Consider the following 18,024-nt stretch of genomic DNA (forward strand, 5'->3'; position numbering starts at 1 on the left):
GCCATGGAAATCTATCAGATCCGCGCCTTCGTCACGGTCGCCCGGCTGGGCAACCTGACGAAGGCGGCCGAAGCGCTGTCGCTGACCCAGCCTGCGGTCACCGCGCAGATCAAGGCGCTGGAGCAGAGCCTGGGCGTGGCGCTGTTCGACCGCAGTGGCGGGCGGCTGGCGCTGGCCAAGGCGGGCGAAGTGTTGTTGCCCACGGCGGAATCCCTGCTGGTGCTGGGCGCGCAACTCAAATCCGAAGCGCAGCAACTGCAAGGCAGCCTGCACGGGGTGGTGGAACTGGGCGTGCCCAGCGAAATGCCGGATTTCCTGCGCCTGGGCGAATTGGCCTCCGCCGTGAACCAGCGGCTGCCGCTGGTGGAACTGAAGACCCAGACGCTACCTGCCGCCACGCTGGCCGAACAGGTCAGCACGGGCCGCCTTCCCGCCGCGCTGACGATTGCCGCCAACCCGCCGCGGGGTGTGCTGTGGCTGCCGTTGCGCAGCGTGCGTTACCGCATCGCCATGCCGAAGGAACATGCCGCGGTGCTCAAGCGCGGCGGCTGGCGGGAAGTGGCGCAACTGCCCTGGCTGGACGGACCGTCCGGCTGCCACACCCATCTGTTGCTGCGCGACATGTTCGAACGCCACGGCCTGTCGCCGCGCATCATCATGCAGCATGACGACCAGGCCAACCTGGATGCGCTGGTGCGCGCCGGCGCAGGCTGCGCGCTGCTGCGCGAGGAAACCGCCCTGGCCGGCGCCGCGTCCAACGATTTCATCGTATGGGGCCAGGCCCGCGTGGACGCCATGCTAGGCTTCATCCTGCCCTATGAGCGCGCTAGCGAGCCCGCGCTGGTCGCGTTAAGCTCGATCATTCAAACCATCTGGAAGCCGCGCGCGGCGATCACGCCGGCCCAGCTTTAAGCCTTACTCCGCATCACGATCCCAATGACTGAAATCTGGTTCATCCGCCATGGCGAAACCGACTGGAACCGCCAGCGCCGCCTGCAAGGCTGGCAAGACATCCCCCTGAACGAATTCGGCGTCAACCAGGCCAGCCTGCTGGCCGCGCGCCTGCGCGAAGAGGCCCGCCACACGCCGATTCACGCCATCTACAGCAGCGACCTGCAACGCGCCCACGCGACCGCCGTGCCCGTGTCCGAACAGCTGGGCCTGCGCGTGCGCGTGGAGCCCGGCATCCGCGAGCGCGGCTTCGGCGTGCTGGAAGGCCTGGACCACGACCGTATCGACGTGCAGGCCCCCGAGGCCGCGGCCGCCTGGAAAAGCCGTGACCCGTTGCGCCCGCTGGATGGCGGTGAAACGCTGGGCCAGTTCCAGTCGCGCGTGATCTCCACCGTGGACGACATCGCCAGCCGCCACGACGGCGAACGCATCCTGCTGTTCACGCACGGCGGCGTGCTGGACATCATCTGGCGCCATGCGTCGGGCGTGCCGCTGAACGCGCCGCGAGATGCCGCGTTGCTTAACGTCAGCATCAATCGCGTCGGCGTGCAGGGCCGCAAATGGGAAGTGCTGGACTGGGGCGATGTGGGGCATGTGGCCGATGAAGTCGGCGACGACGTAGTGCCGTAACGGGCAAGCGCCCGAAGCGTAAAGCGGGGCTTATCCCGCCTTACGCGGCTTGCGCGGCGCGTTGCGCGCCAGCTTGTCATACACGGCGTTGGGCAGCAGGCGCATCAGCTTGGCCACCACGCCCATCTGCCACGGAATCACCTTATACGATGTGCCACGCTCGATCGCCGCATGCGCGCGTTGCGCAAAGGCGTCGGCTTCCATCAGGAAGGGCATCGAATACGGGTTCTTCGCCGTCATGGCGGTCTTGATGTAGCCGGGGGCGATCGTCACGACCCGGATGCCGTCCGCCGCCAACTCCAGCCGCAGGCTTTCGCAGTAGGTCACCACCGCGGACTTGGACGCGCTGTACGCGCCCGCGCCCGGCAGGCCGCGCACGCCGGCCACACTGGCGATGCCCACCAGCCGGCCGGCACCCGCCACCCGCATGGCGCCCACGAACGGCTCGAAGGTCGCAACCGTAGCCAGCAGATTGGTGTCGACGATGGCTTTGAACACGTCATAGTCTTCGCCGTGCTCGGTCAGCGTGCCCGCGCTGATGCCGGCGCTGGCGATGACCACGTCCACCCTGCCCTGGCAGAACGCGATGAAATCCGCCGCCGCCGCGTGCAACGCGGCGCGGTCGCGCACGTCCACCGCGTAGCAGCGATGTTCGCCCGGCAGGCTGTCCGCCAATTCGCGCAGCGCGTCTTCGCGCCGGCCCAGCAAGCCCAGCGTGGCGCCCGCTGCGGCGTACTGCTGCGCCAAGGCGCGGCCCAGGCCACTGCTGGCGCCGGTAATGAAGACTCGGTTCATGGATCGTCGTAAGCAGAGATGAAAAAGGGGCGACCCTCTTTAACAAGGGCCGCCCCGGCATCCTACATCAAGCGTGCGCGGCTGGCTTCAAGCCGCGCGCCCGCTTTTCGCTTTAGTTCTTCAACAGAGATGCGTGCAGATCCTGCAACGGATACACCTGCAGGCCCAGGCCCTGGCGCAGATACTGCATGCCCTCGACCGCGGCGCGGGCGCCGGCGATGGTGGTGAAGAAGGTGACGCGAGCCGCCAGCGACTGGGTACGGATGGTGCGCGAGTCAACGATGGCGTTGCGACGCTCTTCGACCGTGTTGATGACCAGCGCGATTTCGCCGTTCTTCACCATGTCGACGATGTGCGGACGGCCTTCGGTGACCTTGTTGACCACTTGCACCGGAATGCCGGCCGCTTCGATCTCGGCGGCCGTGCCGCGCGTGGCGACCAGCTTGAAGCCCAGTGCGTGCAGGCCGCGCGCCACTTCCACGGCGCGGGGCTTGTCCTGGTTCTTCACGCTGATGAACACCGTGCCGGAATCCGGCAGGCGCACGCCAGCAGCCAGCTGCGACTTCACGAAGGCTTCGCCGAAGCTCATGCCCACGCCCATCACTTCGCCGGTCGACTTCATTTCCGGACCCAGGATGGTGTCCACGCCCGGGAACTTCACGAACGGGAACACGGCTTCCTTGACCGAGAAGTAAGGCGGCACGACTTCCTTCGTGATGCCTTGCGCCGCCAGTGTCTGGCCGGCCATGGCGCGCGCGGCGATCTTGGCCAGTTGCAGGCCGGTGGCCTTGGACACGTACGGCACCGTGCGCGATGCGCGCGGGTTCACTTCCAGCACGTAGACGTCGCCGCCCTGGATCGCGAACTGCACGTTCATCAGGCCGCTGACGTTCAAGGCCTTGGCCATCATCGTGGTCTGGCGCTTGATCTCGGCGATGACTTCCGCCGACAGCGAGTACGGGGGCAGGCTGCAAGCCGAGTCGCCCGAGTGCACGCCGGCCTGTTCGATGTGTTCCATGACGCCGCCGATGAAGACGGTTTCGCCGTCGGCCAGACAGTCCACGTCCACTTCGGTGGCGTTGTTCAGGAAGCGATCCAGCAGCACGGGCGAGTCATTGCTGACCTTCACGGCCTCGCGCATATAGCGCTCGAGGTCTTGCTGCTCGTGCACGATTTCCATGGCGCGGCCGCCCAGCACGTAGCTGGGGCGAACGACGAGGGGATAGCCGATTTCGGTGGCGTGGGCCAAGGCCTCGCCTTCGGTGCGGGCGGTGCGGTTGGGCGGCTGGCGCAGGCCAAGCTTGTTCAACAGCTTCTGGAAACGCTCGCGGTCTTCGGCGACGTCGATGGATTCCGGGCTGGTGCCGATAATCGGCACGCCGTTGGCTTCCAGGGCGCGCGCCAGCTTCAACGGGGTCTGGCCGCCGTACTGGACGATCATGCCGACCGGGTTTTCCTTGTGGACGATTTCCAGCACGTCTTCCAGCGTCAGCGGCTCGAAGTACAAACGGTCGGAGGTGTCGTAGTCGGTGGACACGGTTTCCGGATTGCAGTTGACCATGATGGTCTCGTACCCGTCTTCGCGCAGCGCCAGCGCGGCATGCACGCAGCAATAGTCGAATTCGATGCCCTGGCCGATCCGGTTCGGTCCGCCGCCCAGCACCACGATCTTCTTGCGATCGGTGGGCGCGGATTCGCACTCTTCCTCGTACGTGGAGTACATGTAGGCGGTGCGGGTGGCGAATTCGGCGGCGCAGGTGTCGACGCGCTTGTAGACCGGGCGCACGTTCAGCTGGTGACGCAGCTTGCGCACTTCGGATTCAGCTGAGTCCAGCAGGAAAGCCAGGCGACGGTCGGAGAAACCGCGGCGCTTCAGTTCCCACAGGGTGGCGTAGTCCAGGTCGGCCAGCGTCTTTTGTTCCAGCGCCAGTTCGATGTCGACGATTTCCTTGATCTGCGACAGGAACCACGGGTCGATGTGCGTGATGTTGTGCACTTCGTCCAGCGTGAAGCCTTGCGCGAAGGCATCGCCCACGTACCAGATGCGTTCCGGACCGGGCTCGCCCAGCTCGACTTGCAGCTTTTCGCGGTCGGTCGTCTTCTGGTTCAGGCCGTCGACCCCGACTTCCAGGCCACGCAGCGCCTTCTGGAACGATTCCTGGAAGGTGCGGCCGATGGCCATGACTTCACCCACGGACTTCATCTGGGTGGTCAGGCGCGCGTCGGCGGTGGGGAATTTCTCGAACGCGAAACGCGGCACCTTGGTGACGACGTAGTCGATCGACGGTTCGAACGAGGCGGGCGTTGCGCCGCCGGTGATTTCGTTCTTGAGCTCGTCCAGCGTGTAGCCCACGGCCAGGCGCGCGGCGACCTTGGCGATGGGGAAGCCGGTGGCCTTGGAGGCCAGCGCCGACGAACGCGACACACGCGGGTTCATCTCGATGACGATCATGCGGCCGTCGCGCGGGTTGACCGCGAACTGCACGTTCGAACCGCCCGTATCCACGCCGATCTCGCGCAACACCGCGATCGATGCATTACGCATGATCTGGTATTCCTTGTCGGTCAGCGTCTGGGCCGGCGCCACGGTGATCGAGTCACCGGTATGCACGCCCATCGGGTCCAGGTTTTCGATCGAGCAGACGATGATGCAGTTGTCCGCCTTGTCGCGGACCACTTCCATCTCGAATTCCTTCCAGCCCAACAGCGACTCTTCGATCAGCAGTTCGCTGGTCGGCGAAGCTTCCAGGCCGCGGCGGCAGATGGTTTCGAATTCTTCGGCGTTGTAGGCGATACCGCCGCCCGAGCCACCCATCGTGAAGCTGGGGCGGATCACGGCCGGGAAACCCGAGGTGCCGACTTCGGCCGCGATGCGGCGCTGCACTTCCCAGGCTTCGTCCATGCTGTGGGCCACGCCCGACTTGGCCGATTCCAGGCCGATGTCGGTCATGGCCTGCTTGAACTTCTGGCGGTCTTCGGCCTTTTCGATGGCGTGCTCGTTGGCGCCGATCAGTTCCACGTTGTGCTTTTTCAGCACGCCGTGGTGGGCCAGGTCCAGCGCGCAGTTCAGCGCGGTCTGGCCGCCCATGGTCGGCAGCAGCGCATCGGGCTTTTCACGCTCGATGATCTTTTCGACGGCTTGCCAGGTGATGGGCTCGATGTAGGTGACGTCGGCCGTTTCCGGGTCCGTCATGATCGTGGCGGGGTTGCTGTTCACCAGGATGGTGCGGTAACCCTCGGCCTTGAGCGCCTTGCAAGCCTGTGCGCCGGAATAGTCGAATTCGCAGGCCTGCCCGATGATGATGGGGCCGGCGCCGATGATGAGTATGCTTTTTAGGTCTGTACGCTTGGGCATGATGCAATCTTTACTTTTGGCCGGACATCAGGGCGATGAACTTGTCGAACAGTTCAAGGATGTCGTGCGGACCCGGGCTGGCTTCGGGGTGACCCTGGAAGCAGAAGGCCGGGCGATCGGTGAGCTCGAAACCCTGCAGGGTGCCGTCGAACAACGACACGTGCGTGACGCGCGCATTGGCCGGCAGGCTGGCGGCGTCGACCGCGAAGCCGTGGTTCTGGCTCGTGATGAACACGCGCTTGGACTGGAGGTCCTGCACGGGGTGGTTCGCGCCGTGGTGGCCCGTCTTCATCTTGAGCGTCTTGCCGCCCACGGCCAGGCCCATGATCTGGTGGCCCAGGCAGATGCCGAACACCGGCAGCTTCTTGTCCAGGAACGTGCGCGTGGCGGTGATCGCGTAGTCGCAGGGCTCGGGGTCGCCGGGGCCGTTGGACAGGAACACGCCATCAGGATTGAGCTTCAGGACTTCTTCGGCGCTGGTTTGCGCCGGCACCAAGGTCAGGCGGCAGCCGCGGTCGGCCAGCAGGCGCAGGATGTTGGTCTTGATGCCGAAGTCGTAAGCCACGACGTGGAACTTGGACTGGTCGGGCTTCGCGAAACCCTTGCCCAGCTGCCAGGTGCCTTCAGTCCATTCGCTGCTGGTCTTGACCGACACTTCGCGGGCCAGGTCCTGGCCGGCCATGCCGCCAAAGCCGCGAGCCAGTTCAACGGCGCGCTCGGCGTCGGTGCCGACGAAGATGCAGGCGCCCTGGGCGCCTTTTTCACGCAGGATGCGCGTGAGCTTGCGGGTGTCGATGCCGGAAATGGCGACGATGCCCTGCGCAGCCAGATAGTCGGGCAGGGATTGCGTGGAACGGAAGTTCGACACGCGGGCGGGACAGTCGCGGACCACCAATCCGGCGGCATAGACGCGATTGGCTTCCACGTCTTCGGCGTTGACGCCGGTGTTGCCAATGTGCGGATAGGTCAGCGTGACGATCTGACCGCTATAGCTGGGATCGGTGAGAATTTCCTGGTACCCGGTCATCGCGGTGTTGAACACCACTTCGGCAACGGTAGCCCCGTGCGCACCGATCGACACGCCTCGAAAAATGGTACCGTCCGCCAGAGCCAGAATTGCAGGAGGGAAGCGGTTGATCCCCTCGGGAAAAAGTTGCGGCAGCACAGTAAACCCCGGTTTTAGAATCGATAATCAAACCTTCGGATTATACCTTGACCCGGCGTTTTTCCCGGAGAACCGCGCCAAATAAGGCCGGAATCGGTGATTTACCCCTTTCGGCCCGCGCTGTCGCGCCATCGCGCTTAGGGTTGAGCCCAGGGCAGGCCTTTGGCTGACAGCAAGCCGCAAGCGGCAGTGATACGCTAGGGACACCTTCAACCCTTGCCGTTGTGAGCCGTATCTGTCCATGTCCAGCCAACTTGACGCCCTGCGCAATCACACCACCGTTGTCGCCGACACCGGGGATTTCGAAGCGATGAAGGCGTTGCTTCCCACAGACGCCACTACCAATCCGTCCCTTATTCTTAAAGCCGTCCAGCAGGACGCCTACCGCCCGCTGCTGGAAAAGACGGCGCGCGACCATGGCGGCGCCTCGACGCCCGAGCTCGTGGACCGCCTGCTGGTCGCCTTCGGCCGCGCCATCCTGAACATCGTGCCGGGGCGCGTGTCGACTGAGGTGGATGCCCGCCTGTCGTTCGATACCCGCGCCACCATCGAACGCGCCCGCGGACTGATCGCGCTGTATGAAGCCGCCGGCGTGCCGCGCGAGCGCGTGCTGATCAAGATCGCTTCCACCTGGGAAGGCATCCAGGCCGCCCGCGCCTTGCAGGCCGAAGGCGTACGCTGCAACCTGACGCTGCTGTTTTCCCTGCCCCAGGCGGTGGCCTGCGCCGACGCAAACGTGCAGTTGATCTCGCCCTTTGTCGGCCGCATCTACGACTGGTACAAGAAAAGTGCCGGCGCGTCCTGGGTGGAAGCCGACAACGCCGGCGCGCGGGACCCCGGCGTGCTGTCCGTGACGCGCATCTACCGCTACTACAAGCAGCACGGCATTCCCACCGAGATCATGGGCGCAAGCTTCCGTAATGCGGGACAAATCGTGGCGCTGTCGGGCTGCGACCTGCTGACGATCAGCCCTGACCTGCTGAACCAGTTGGCCAGCACGCCGGGCGACGTGCCCGCGCAATTACGCGCCGACGACACGGGCGAACCCATCGCACGCATCGGATCGGACGAAATCACGTTCCGCACCCTGCTCAACGACGACGCCATGGCCACCGAGAAGCTGTCGGAAGGCATCCGCCTGTTCGTGGCGGACGCGATCAAGCTTGACGCGCTGATCGACGCGCAACGCAGCTAAGGCGAATCGGGGGCCGCGGGCCTTGCCGGCACGCGCCCCCTTTTCCCGCCGCCCTAGCGGTGGTCGTGCGAATGCACTTGCAGCGCTTCCAGGAAGCGCGACACCATGTTGTACGCCGCGACCGTCGCGGTCAGCTCGACGATGAGCTTTTCCGACCCCATCGCCGCCCGCGCCGCCTGGAACACCGGTTCCGGCACCTGCACTTGGCGGGTCATCGCATCGGTGTAGGCCAGCACGGCCTTTTCTCGTTCGCTGAACAGGTCCGAGTCTTGCCAGGCGTCCAGCGCATCCAGCTGCGCTTGCGAAACGCCCTCTTTCAGCGCGATCGGCGCATGCTGGTCGGCCTCGTACGGCGCGCCGTTGATCGCCGCCACGCGCATGATCACCAGCTCGCGCAGGTCGCCCGGCAGCGTGCTCAGCTGGCGAATCGAGGTCAGGTAGTTCAACCAGCCGCCCGCTACCGCCGGGCTATGCAACAGCATCTGGTACAGGTGCAGCACGCTGCCACGCTCGGCAACGATGCGATCGACCAGGGGCCGTGCTTCGGGATGAGTCAGATCGGCGTAGGGAAGACGGGCCATGGGGCACTCCATATAGGTGACGGGGCTGCAAATGCACACATTCATACAATATATTTGACATAATGACAGCACATTGCGCGTCCCCGGTATATACCTAGAATGAATGCGCCCACCCAATCCGTTCCGCCCGTCACGCTCGCGAACTGCGATAGCGAACCGATACACGTACCGGGCGCCATCCAGCCGCTGGGCGCGCTGATTGCATTCGACGCGGACGGGAACTTGCGGTTCGCCAGCGAAAACGCGCCGGACGTGCTGGGTGCGCCGCTGACACTGGGCCAACCGTGCGCCCCCGGCGCGCTGCCTCCTGCGCTGGCCCATTACCTGGCCGTCTGGCTGGGCAACCCCGACCCCATCTTCGATCCGCTGACTATTGCGCTGAATCACGCCACCTTCGACGTGATCGGCCACCGCAACGCCGACGGCCTGACAATCATCGAACTGGAACTGCGGGTCGAGGACACGGGCATCGCCGACCCGGCGCGTATCTATCGCAGCATCGAACGGGTGCGCCGCCAGCGCGACATCCAGGGCCTGCTGGAAAGCGCCGTGCGCGAGGTGCGCCGCGCCACGGGTTTCGACCGCGTCATGGCGTACCGCTTCCACCCCGACGACAGCGGGGAAATCGTCGCCGAGCAACGCCACGAGTCGCTGGAAGACTGGGTGGGCCGCCGCTATCCGGCCGGCGACATCCCGGCGCAGGCGCGCCGCCTGTACACCGTCAACACCTTGCGCCAGATCGCCGACGCGCGCTATACGCCGATCCGCGTGCTGGGCGCGCCCGGCACCGAACCGCAGCCGCTGGACATGAGCTTTTCCGCGTTGCGCAGTGTGTCGCCCATCCATCTGGAATACATGGCGAACATGGGCGTGCAAGCGTCGATGAGCCTGTCGATCGTCATCGGCGGCCGGCTGTGGGGCATGATTGCCTGCCACCATCATTCGCCGCGCCCGATCCCCTACCCGGCCCGCCAGGCCTGCGAAGCGCTGGCGCAGGTGCTGTCGGCCGCGCTGGCCAATTTCGAAGGCAGCGAACGCGCCGGTGAAATGCGCCGCAATGCAGCGTTGGTCAGCGAACTGGCCGAACGCGTATCCGCATCGGAGAACCTGCACCTGGCGCTGTCCGCCGGCCCCACGACGCCCGCCTCGCTGATCCCGAACGACGCCGCGCTCTGCCTGTGGGGCAACAGCGTTACCGTGTTCGGCGGCATCGCGCCGCGCGGCGAACTGGCCGGCATCCTGTGCGCGCTGGACCAGAGCGGCCAGCGCCTGGTGCATACCGACAACATCGCCCGCGACTATCCCGGACTGCAGACCGACCTGGTGCCCTACGCCGGGCTGCTGGCCTGCAAGTTCGACCCCATGAACAACGGCTGGCTGATCTGGCTGCGCAAAGAACAGATCGAAACGCTGGTGTGGGGCGGAAAGCCGGAAAAACAGTACACCGTCGGCAATCTGGGGCCGCGCCTGACGCCGCGCGGCTCGTTCGATGCCTGGCGCGAAGTCGTGCGCAACACCTGCACGACCTGGTTGCCCGCCGAGCGGGATGCCGCGGACAACCTGCGCGACGAACTGTCCCACATCGCGACCAGCCGCGCCGCTGACGTGGACCGCGCGCGCACCGCGCTGCTGGCCATGCTGGGCCACGACCTGCGCGACCCGCTGCAGTCCATTTCCATGGCCGCCACGCTGTTGTCCAAGACGGATTCCGGGGCCCGCATGGGCGAACGCATCCGCTATTCCAGCGGCCGGATGCAACGACTTATCTCGCAGGTACTGGACCTGTCCCGCCTGCAGGGCGGCATGGGGCTGGGCATCGAGAAGCGGCTGTGCAACCTGAGCGATCTGGTCAACGGCCTGATCGATGAAAAGCGCCAGGCGTATCCTGGGCTGCGCATCGAGCCCGAGGTGGCATCCGGCCTGGAACTGATGGCCGATACCGACCGCATCGCCCAGGTGGTGACCAACCTGATGAGCAATGCGCGCCAGCACGGCGCCCCGCGCCAGCCCATCCATGTGCTGGCACGGCAGGTAGGCGACAATATCGAACTGCGTGTCGTGAACCACGGCGCGCCGATCGCGGAAGAGGTGCTGGCGCACCTGTTTTCGCCTTTCAAACCTGAGTCGATGGGCCATTCGCGTAACCGCAATGGCCTGGGACTGGGCCTGTACATCGCCGATCAGGTCGTGCGCGACCATGATGGCGAGATCGCGGTCGAATGCCGCGACGGCCTGGTCATTTTCACGGTGACGCTGCCGCGCGACCTGCGCGATGCGCCCGCCCTTTGATTTCTGGAGGTACCCTTTTGAACGACGTGCGCGCGATTCGCGTCCTGCTGGTTGACGATAATGAAATGGGCTCGGAGCTGCTTGCCGAGTTCCTGGCGCTTTCGGGCGTGGAAACGCGGTGCGCCGCCACCGGCGAAGCCGCCCTGGAACTGGCCGACAGCTTTGCCCCCGAGGCCGTGCTGGTGGACATCCTGCTGCCCGACATGGACGGCTACGAGTTGGCCGCCAAGCTGCGCGCACGCGGCAGCCCTCCCCGCATCTATGCGCTGAGCGGACTGGCCCGCCAGGAACGGCGCGACGACACCGACAGCATGTTCAACGGCTGGATCGAAAAGCCCGCCGACCCCGACGCGCTGCTGGCCATCCTGCGCCAGGCGCATTAGCGTGGCAACCCCGATGCCGACCTCCACGTCCCTGGAAACCCTGGCCGCGCACGGCGTGCGCCTGAAGGTGCTGGCCCAGGTCTTTCCCGTGCTTCGCCACGAGGTGGTCGGCCCGCTGTCGAACGCCACGCTGGCGGCCGCCATGTTGCGCCAGAGTCCTGAAGGCGCCAGCCCCGACGCCCTGCAGCAACGTTGCCACAGGCTGGCCGGCGATCTGACGGGCATGCTCGAAGACAGCGTCGCCATCGTTCGCGACCTGGATCAGTGGCTGGTCGACCAAGACGCGTCCACGTCGGCCGAGGCCTTGCTGCGTGAATGCCGTAAGCTCATGTTCTCGCACCTGCTGCTGTCCGGGCGCAGCGTCACCTGGTCCGAAGACATCGCCGCAGTGCAGTTGCCGCAATTCGCGTCGCGCTACCTGCTGCTGGCGTGGTTGCTGTGCCTGCTGCCAGCGCTGCCCGCCGGCGCGTCGCTGACGCTGGATTTTTCACAGGCGGATGCCTGGCACGCCCGTTTCTCCGCGGCTGCAGACTTCAGCGAAGTCCAGCCCACCGCTTTCGATCCGCAGGAAGTCGACCTTCTTGCGGCCGCATCAGGCTGGCGCCTGGAGCGTCAAACGCATCATTGGACGCTGCACCTGCCTGCCCCCACCCTCGACAAGTGAGTGGCCGACATGATTTCCCCCGTTCATCAGGTGCTTCGAGAAGGCACGCGTGACAGGCACGAAACGCTGGACCAGGGCCTGGCCCTGACCAGCGGCGACGTGGACCGCGCCGATTATCTGAATTACCTGCGCGCCTTGCTGGGCTGGCTGGAACCGCTGGAACAGCGGCTCTGGCAATTGGACTGGCCGGACAGCCTGCAAGCCCGTGCACGTGCGGGCAAGAGCGACTGGATTCGCGCCGACCTGGCCGATGCGGGGGATGCCGCGCCCGTGCCGCAATGCGCGGATGCACCGCGCGTGGATGCGGCGGACGCTTATGCCTTGGGTGTGGCCTACGTGGTGGAAGGGTCGCAATTGGGCGGACGCTTCCTGGCCAAGCACCTGGCCGACGTCACTCCTGCCCTGCCGCTGCGCTATCTGCGTGGCTACGGCGAACAGGTAGGGCCGATGTGGAAAGCGTTCCTGCAGTATCTGGACAGTGAGGCCGGGGCCCTGGGAAGCGAGGCCCATGCCCTGCAAGGCGCCCGCGACGCCTTTGACAGCCTGACGGCCTGGCTGCACAGCCGGCAGGCGCTGCGGGCCTGAGCCGCCTGGCCCGCCCGTGCGGCGGCTGATGCGCCGCCGCCGGACAGCCGGGCTACAGCTTTTCGGTTTCGCCCGATTTGGGCTGCCACTTCATCAGGCGCTTTTCACCGATGCCGACGATGTAGTCCAGCACCAGCGCGAACGCCGTCAGCACGACGATGCCCGCGAACACCGTGTTCACGTCGAACGTGCCTTCCGCTTGCAGGATCAGGTAGCCCACGCCGCTTGCCGAGCCCAGGTATTCCCCGACCACGGCGCCCACGAAGGCCAGGCCCACGGACGTATGCAGGCTGGAGAACACCCAGCTGGTGGCGGACGGCAGATAGACGTGGCGCAGCAACTGGCGTTTGCGCGCGCCCAGCATGCGGGCGTTGTCCAGCAAGGTGGGACTGACTTCGCGCACGCCCTGATAGACGTTGAAGAACACGATGAAGAACACCAGCGTGACGGCCAGCGCCACCTTGGACCAGATCCCCAGCCCGAACCACATCCCGAAGATGGGCGCCAGAATGACGCGCGGCATCGAGTTGGCGGCCTTGATGTAGGGGTCGAGGATGGCGCTTGCGCGCGGCGACAGCCCCAGCCACAGGCCGAAGCCCAGACCGGCGATGGTGCCGATGAAGAACGCCAGCACGGTTTCGGTCAGGGTCACCCACAGGTGCGTGTAGATATCCGCGTTGGTGACGAACCAGGCCCAGATGCGGCCCCAGACCTTCAGCGGCTCGCCGAAGAAGAACGCCACCTTGGAATCGCGCGATGCGAAATGCCAGACGCCCAGAATGACGACCAGCAGCAGCAGTTGCCAGAAGCGCAGGCTGGCGGAACCGGATTTGAATGACTTCGACATACCTCAGGCTCGCTTCTGTTGGGCATAGCCCTTGAGGACTTCTTCGCGCAGCACCGCCCAGATGGCCGTATGCAGCTCGACGAATCGCGGATGGGCGCGCACCTCGGCCACGTCGCGCGGACGCGGCAGGTCGATCACGAATTCGCCGATCGGATGCGTGCCCGGCCCTGCCGACAGCACGATCACGCGGTCGCTCATCGCGATGGCTTCGTCCAGGTCGTGCGTGATGAACAGCACGGCCTTGCGCTTGGCCATCCACAGCTCCAGCACTTCGTTTTCCATCAACTGGCGCGTCTGGATGTCCAGCGCGGAAAACGGTTCGTCCATCAGGATGATGTCCGGATCGCGGATCAGCGTCTGGGCCAGCATGGCGCGCTTGCGCATGCCGCCCGACATCTGGTGCGGATACCGGCTTTCAAAGCCGCCCAGGCCCACACGGCGCATCCACTCCCGGCCGCGCTCGAGCGCTTCGGGACGCGGCACGCCGGCGAAGTCCAGCCCGGCCACTACGTTGTCCAGCGCGCTGCGCCAGGGCAAAAGCGCCTCGCCCTGGAACATGTAGCCCGCTCGCGCGTTGATGCCCGTCAGGGGTTGGCCGAAGACCAACACCCGCCCCGACGACGGCGCCAGCAAGCCGGCGCCGACGTTGAGCAAGGTGGATTTTCCGCAACCGGTCGGCCCCACCACCGACACGAACTCCCCTGGCGCGATGGCCAGGGTCGTGTCGCTGACGGCGGTGTAGCGCTGTGACCGGTCGTCACGCGACACAAAGGTGCAACTGATATTTTCCAGCGACAGCGCGGCTTCAGCCATTGGCATACTTCTCATTGGCGCGGCGCGCGAAATCGTTGGTCCAGACCTTGGAAGGATCGATCTTCGCGCCGTCGAAGTCCGCCTGATAGGCAGCCAGGGCCTTCAACGCGGTCGCGGCGCCGTCTTCGGGGATCATGCCGTCGGGCGACAGACCTTCCAGGCTCTTGGCGATGGCGGCCTTGTAGACGGCCGGATCGCCCAGCAGATAGGTCTCCGGCACGATCTTGGCGATCTCGTCGGGGCCTGCCTTCTGGATCCACTTGTCTGCGCGGACCAGTGCATTGGTCAGTGCCTGGGTGGTGTTCGGATTGGCGTCGATGAACGCCTGCGGCGCGTACAGGCAACCGGCCGGCATGTTGCCGCCGAAGATGTCCTGGGTGTCTTTCAGGGTGCGCGTATCGACGATGATCTGGATGTCGCCCGGCATTTCCAGCATCGACACGACGGGGTCGGTGTTGGAGATGGCGTCGATCTGGCCGCTGCGCAAGGCCGTCACGGCACCGGCGCCAGCGCCCACGCCGATGATGGAGACGTCGGACGCCTTCAGGCCGTGCTTGGCCAGGAAGAAGCTGACCACCATGTTGGTGGACGAGCCCGGCGCGGTCACGCCGATCTTCTTGCCCTTCAAGTCGGCCGGGCCCTTGTAGTTGGGCAGGTTCTTCTTCGACACGCCCACGCCGATCATCGGCGCACGGCCCTGCAGCACGAAGGCGCGGTAGGCCTGGCCCTTGGACTGCATCGACAGCGTGTGCTCGAACGCGCCCGACACCACGTCGGCGCTGCCACCCACCACGGCCTGCAACGCCTTGGAGCCGCCTGCGAAGTCGGCGATGCTGACGTCCAGGCCTTCGTCCTTGAAGTAGCCGCGGGCTTCTGCGATGGACAAGGGGAGGTAGTAGATCAGGGGCTTGCCGCCGACGGCGATCTGGACCTTGGTCTTTTCAAGCTTCTGTGCGCGCACGATGGCGGGCGCCATGCCCATGACGCCGGCAGCGCCGGCCATCTTGAGCAAGTCACGGCGGGTAACTGACATGTGGTTGTCTCCTAATTGTCGGGTTTACCGATAGCGCCGGTCTTCGCCAGCTCATCAATAGCCGCTGAATCATACCCCAGCGATTTCAGGACTTCCTCGGTATGTTCCCCTAATGCCGGGCCCACCCAGCGCGTCTGGCCGGGGGTCTCCGACAGCTTGGGAACCACCGCCGGCAGCTTGACGGGACTGCCGTCGGCGAAGTGGTGCTGTTCGATCATCTGGCGCGCCAGGAATTGCGGATCGCTGAACATATCGGCCACGCTGTAGATCTTGCCGACAGGCACGTCCGCGCCTTTCAGTACGCCCAGCGCCTCGTCGATGCCGCGGCCGCCGCACCATTGCTGGATGGCGCCGTCAATCTCTTCGACGCGGCGCGCGCGCCCGTCGTTGCGCACCAGATCAGGGTCTTCGGCCAGATCGTCCCGGCCGATGGCGCGCATCAAGCGATGGAAGATGGCGTCGCCGTTGCCCGCGATGACGACGTTCTGGCCGTCGCGGGTGGTGTAGGTATTGGACGGCACGATGCCCGGCAGCGCGCCGCCGGTGCGCTCGCGCACCACGCCAGCCACGTCGTATTCGGGAACCAGGCTTTCCATCATGTTGAAGACGGCCTCGTACAGGGCCACGTCCACCATCTGGCCCTGCCCGGCCTGGCAGGCCTCGCCCGTCTTGCCGTTCCAGCGGCCGCCGGTGGCGTCGCGGTGGCGCAGCGCCATCATGGCGCCGATCACGCCATGCAGCGCGGCAATCGAGTCGCCGATGGAAATGCCGACACGCAGCGGCGGCCGGTCGGGATGGCCCGACACGTAGCGCAGACCGCCCATCGATTCGCCGATGGCGCCGAAGCCCGGCTGGTCTTTCATGGGGCCGGTCTGGCCGTAGCCCGACAGCCGCACCATGATCAAGGCGGGATTGATGGCGCGCAGTTGCTCAAAGCCCAAGCCCCATTTCTCCAGCACGCCCGGCCGGTAGTTTTCGACCACGACATCGGCGTCCAGCGCCAGCTTGCGGGCGATCTCCTGGGCACGCGGGTCTTTCAGATTCAGGGCAATGGATTGCTTGTTGCGGGCCTGCACCGTCCACCAGAGCGAATTGCCCTCGTGCAGATGGCGCCAGCTGCGGATGGGGTCTCCGCCGCCCGTGCCGTCAGGCCCATGCGGCGTTTCCACCTTGATGACATCGGCGCCGAATTCGCCGAAGATGCGCGCGGCAAAGGGGCCGGCGATGAGCGTGCCGAGTTCCAGGACCTTGAGTCCGGTCAGCGCTGACATGGTTTGTCTTCCTCACGTTTTCTGCCGCGCCGATACGTTGCCGGCGAGCTATTGTGATGCGGCGAGCCTCAGGTGGTTTTCCGCTCCATCAAGGCCCAGGCGATCGTGCCGGCATCCACGTATTCCAGTTCACTGCCGGCCGGCACACCGCGCGCCAGACGCGTCACGCGCAGGCCGCGTTCGCCCAGCGCTTCGCCCAGGAAGTGGGCGGTGGTTTCGCCTTCGGCGGTGAAGTTGGTGGCCAGGATCACTTCCTGCACCATGCCGTCGGTCGCCCGCTTGATGACCCGGTCGAAGTCGAGTTCGCGCGGGCCGATGCCCTCAAGCGGCGCCACCCGGCCCATCAGCACGTAGTACAGACCGCGGTAGCCGTGGCTGGACTCGATCATGTTCTGGTCGGCCGGGGTTTCCACGATGCACAAGAGCGAAGGATCGCGCTTGGGATTGGCGCAGGTGCCGCAGACCTCTTCTTCCGAAAAGCTGTTGCACCGCGCGCAATGCTTCAGATCCCGCACCGCGCCGGCCAGCGCCTGCCCCAGCATGTCCGCGCCTTGCGGGTCATGCTGCAGCAGGTGGTACGCCATGCGTCTGGCCGATCGCACGCCCACGCCGGGCAGGCGGCGCAGCGCCTCGATCAGCGACACCAGCGGTTCGGGTTCAGGCAGTAAGGGATCCATTGCAGCCCTGAGCGGCGTCGATCAGAAGGGCAGCTTCATGCCCGGGGGCAGCGGCATGCCGGCGGTAACGCCCGCCATCTTTTCCTGGGACGTGGTTTCAGCCTTGCGCAGCGCGTCGTTGAACGCAGCAGCGACCAAGTCTTCCAGCATGTCCTTGTCGTCGCCCAACAGCGACGGATCGATCACGACGCGCTTGACGTCGTGGCGGCAGGTCATGGTGACCTTGACCAGGCCGCCGCCGGAGGCGCCTTCGACCAGGATCTCGGCCAGCGCGTCTTGCGCCTTCTTCATGTTTTCCTGCATCTGCTGCGCCTGGCGCATCAGGCCGGCCAGTTGTCCTTTCATCATGATGGATGTTCCTTGAACGAGGGGAATAAGAGATTGCCGCCGCCTCAGGCAGCGGCCGGGGGATCAACGTGGCGGATGGAGCCGGGTACGACCTGGCCTCCGAAATCGGCCAACAACGCTTGTACAAAAGGATCGACGGCCACGGCGTCTTCCGCGGCCTGCTGGCGCGCGGCGCGCTCGGCCTTCGCCACGGCATGCGCCGTGGCGTCGCCCGTGACGCCGACTTCCACGTCCAGCCGGATGCCCTGACCGAAATGTTCGCACAAGACGGTTTGCAGGCGGACCCGGCTTTCGCTTTCGGCCAGCGTCTTGACAGCCACGCGCAGGACGATTGCATCGCCCTGCACGCCGGCCCATTCGCTCTGGCGCGCCAGTTCCGCCGCCAGTCCGGTGACAGGCAGGCGCGCGGCCAGTTCGGGCCAGCCGGCGGACGTCATGTCCG

18 protein-coding genes are annotated in these 18,024 nt (G+C 65.7%); 7 read left to right on the forward strand and 11 right to left on the reverse strand.

The window, feature by feature from the left end:
• The first annotated feature begins 3 nt into the window (after positions 1-3).
• Entirely contained in the window at positions 4-912 is a 909-nt protein-coding gene (locus AC27VE_RS24560; protein WP_006222871.1) for a LysR family transcriptional regulator, read from the forward strand.
• Positions 913-936: 24 nt separating this feature from the next.
• Positions 937-1,581 carry a histidine phosphatase family protein gene (locus AC27VE_RS24565; RefSeq protein ID WP_088590508.1) on the forward strand — a complete coding sequence of 215 codons (645 nt, stop codon included), beginning with the start codon at positions 937-939 and terminating at the stop codon, positions 1,579-1,581.
• A 30-nt stretch (positions 1,582-1,611) separates the two neighbouring features.
• Here AC27VE_RS24565 and AC27VE_RS24570 read toward each other — a convergent pair whose 3' ends face one another.
• From AC27VE_RS24570 to carA, 3 genes are all read right to left on the reverse strand, one after another.
• Positions 1,612-2,376, reverse strand: coding sequence for an SDR family oxidoreductase (locus tag AC27VE_RS24570; protein WP_088590507.1), 765 nt, complete (start codon positions 2,374-2,376; stop codon positions 1,612-1,614).
• A 112-nt stretch (positions 2,377-2,488) separates the two neighbouring features.
• A complete protein-coding gene (gene carB, locus AC27VE_RS24575) occupies positions 2,489-5,731 on the reverse strand; it encodes a carbamoyl-phosphate synthase large subunit (protein ID WP_006222868.1) in 3,243 nt (1,080 codons plus the stop codon).
• A 10-nt stretch (positions 5,732-5,741) separates the two neighbouring features.
• Positions 5,742-6,896 carry a glutamine-hydrolyzing carbamoyl-phosphate synthase small subunit gene (gene carA / locus AC27VE_RS24580; protein WP_006222867.1) on the reverse strand — a complete coding sequence of 385 codons (1,155 nt, stop codon included), beginning with the start codon at positions 6,894-6,896 and terminating at the stop codon, positions 5,742-5,744.
• A gap of 241 nt (positions 6,897-7,137) precedes the next feature.
• Here carA and tal point away from each other — a divergent pair, with 241 nt between their 5' ends.
• Positions 7,138-8,091, forward strand: coding sequence for a transaldolase (gene tal / locus AC27VE_RS24585; protein ID WP_488705250.1), 954 nt, complete (start codon positions 7,138-7,140; stop codon positions 8,089-8,091).
• 53 nt (positions 8,092-8,144) lie between these two features.
• Here tal and AC27VE_RS24590 read toward each other — a convergent pair whose 3' ends face one another.
• Positions 8,145-8,672 carry a carboxymuconolactone decarboxylase family protein gene (locus AC27VE_RS24590; protein WP_488705251.1) on the reverse strand — a complete coding sequence of 176 codons (528 nt, stop codon included), beginning with the start codon at positions 8,670-8,672 and terminating at the stop codon, positions 8,145-8,147.
• A 99-nt stretch (positions 8,673-8,771) separates the two neighbouring features.
• Between AC27VE_RS24590 and AC27VE_RS24595 the strand changes: the two genes are divergently transcribed.
• Genes AC27VE_RS24595 through AC27VE_RS24610 form a run of 4 tightly spaced genes read left to right on the forward strand, consistent with a single transcriptional unit; the run spans position 8,772 to position 12,593 of the window.
• A complete protein-coding gene (locus AC27VE_RS24595) occupies positions 8,772-10,961 on the forward strand; it encodes an ATP-binding protein (RefSeq protein WP_488705252.1) in 2,190 nt (729 codons plus the stop codon).
• Positions 10,962-10,987: 26 nt separating this feature from the next.
• The gene (locus AC27VE_RS24600; protein ID WP_234704744.1) at positions 10,988-11,344 is read left to right on the forward strand and encodes a response regulator; all 357 of its coding nucleotides are present in this window, start codon (positions 10,988-10,990) and stop codon (positions 11,342-11,344) included.
• A gap of 13 nt (positions 11,345-11,357) precedes the next feature.
• Positions 11,358-12,008 carry a hypothetical protein gene (locus AC27VE_RS24605; protein ID WP_427956339.1) on the forward strand — a complete coding sequence of 217 codons (651 nt, stop codon included), beginning with the start codon at positions 11,358-11,360 and terminating at the stop codon, positions 12,006-12,008.
• Positions 12,009-12,017: 9 nt separating this feature from the next.
• Positions 12,018-12,593 (forward strand): biliverdin-producing heme oxygenase, encoded by a 576-nt coding sequence (locus AC27VE_RS24610; protein WP_488705253.1) that lies wholly within the window; start codon positions 12,018-12,020, stop codon positions 12,591-12,593.
• Between the two features lie 52 nt (positions 12,594-12,645).
• Here the strand turns inward: AC27VE_RS24610 and AC27VE_RS24615 are convergent, their stop codons facing one another.
• From AC27VE_RS24615 to AC27VE_RS24645, 7 genes are all read right to left on the reverse strand, one after another.
• Positions 12,646-13,440, reverse strand: a complete 795-nt coding sequence (locus tag AC27VE_RS24615) for an ABC transporter permease (protein ID WP_006222859.1) — start codon at positions 13,438-13,440, stop codon at positions 12,646-12,648.
• A gap of 3 nt (positions 13,441-13,443) precedes the next feature.
• A complete protein-coding gene (locus AC27VE_RS24620; RefSeq protein WP_006222858.1) occupies positions 13,444-14,253 on the reverse strand; it encodes an ABC transporter ATP-binding protein in 810 nt (269 codons plus the stop codon).
• Positions 14,246-15,286 carry an ABC transporter substrate-binding protein gene (locus AC27VE_RS24625; protein ID WP_006222857.1) on the reverse strand — a complete coding sequence of 347 codons (1,041 nt, stop codon included), beginning with the start codon at positions 15,284-15,286 and terminating at the stop codon, positions 14,246-14,248. The genes AC27VE_RS24620 and AC27VE_RS24625 overlap by 8 nt, the downstream gene beginning before the upstream one ends.
• Before the next feature lie 11 nt (positions 15,287-15,297).
• Positions 15,298-16,557 (reverse strand): CaiB/BaiF CoA transferase family protein, encoded by a 1,260-nt coding sequence (locus tag AC27VE_RS24630; RefSeq protein ID WP_488705254.1) that lies wholly within the window; start codon positions 16,555-16,557, stop codon positions 15,298-15,300.
• A 68-nt stretch (positions 16,558-16,625) separates the two neighbouring features.
• Positions 16,626-17,234, reverse strand: a complete 609-nt coding sequence (gene recR / locus AC27VE_RS24635; protein ID WP_088590499.1) for a recombination mediator RecR — start codon at positions 17,232-17,234, stop codon at positions 16,626-16,628.
• A 21-nt stretch (positions 17,235-17,255) separates the two neighbouring features.
• Positions 17,256-17,582, reverse strand: a complete 327-nt coding sequence (locus tag AC27VE_RS24640; RefSeq protein ID WP_006221090.1) for a YbaB/EbfC family nucleoid-associated protein — start codon at positions 17,580-17,582, stop codon at positions 17,256-17,258.
• A gap of 44 nt (positions 17,583-17,626) precedes the next feature.
• Positions 17,627-18,024: DNA polymerase III subunit gamma/tau C-terminal domain-containing protein (locus AC27VE_RS24645; protein ID WP_488705255.1), on the reverse strand; the 398-nt coding region annotated here is incomplete at its 5' end.

It is taken from the genome of Achromobacter sp. 18P8.1.1 (assembly GCF_057799415.1).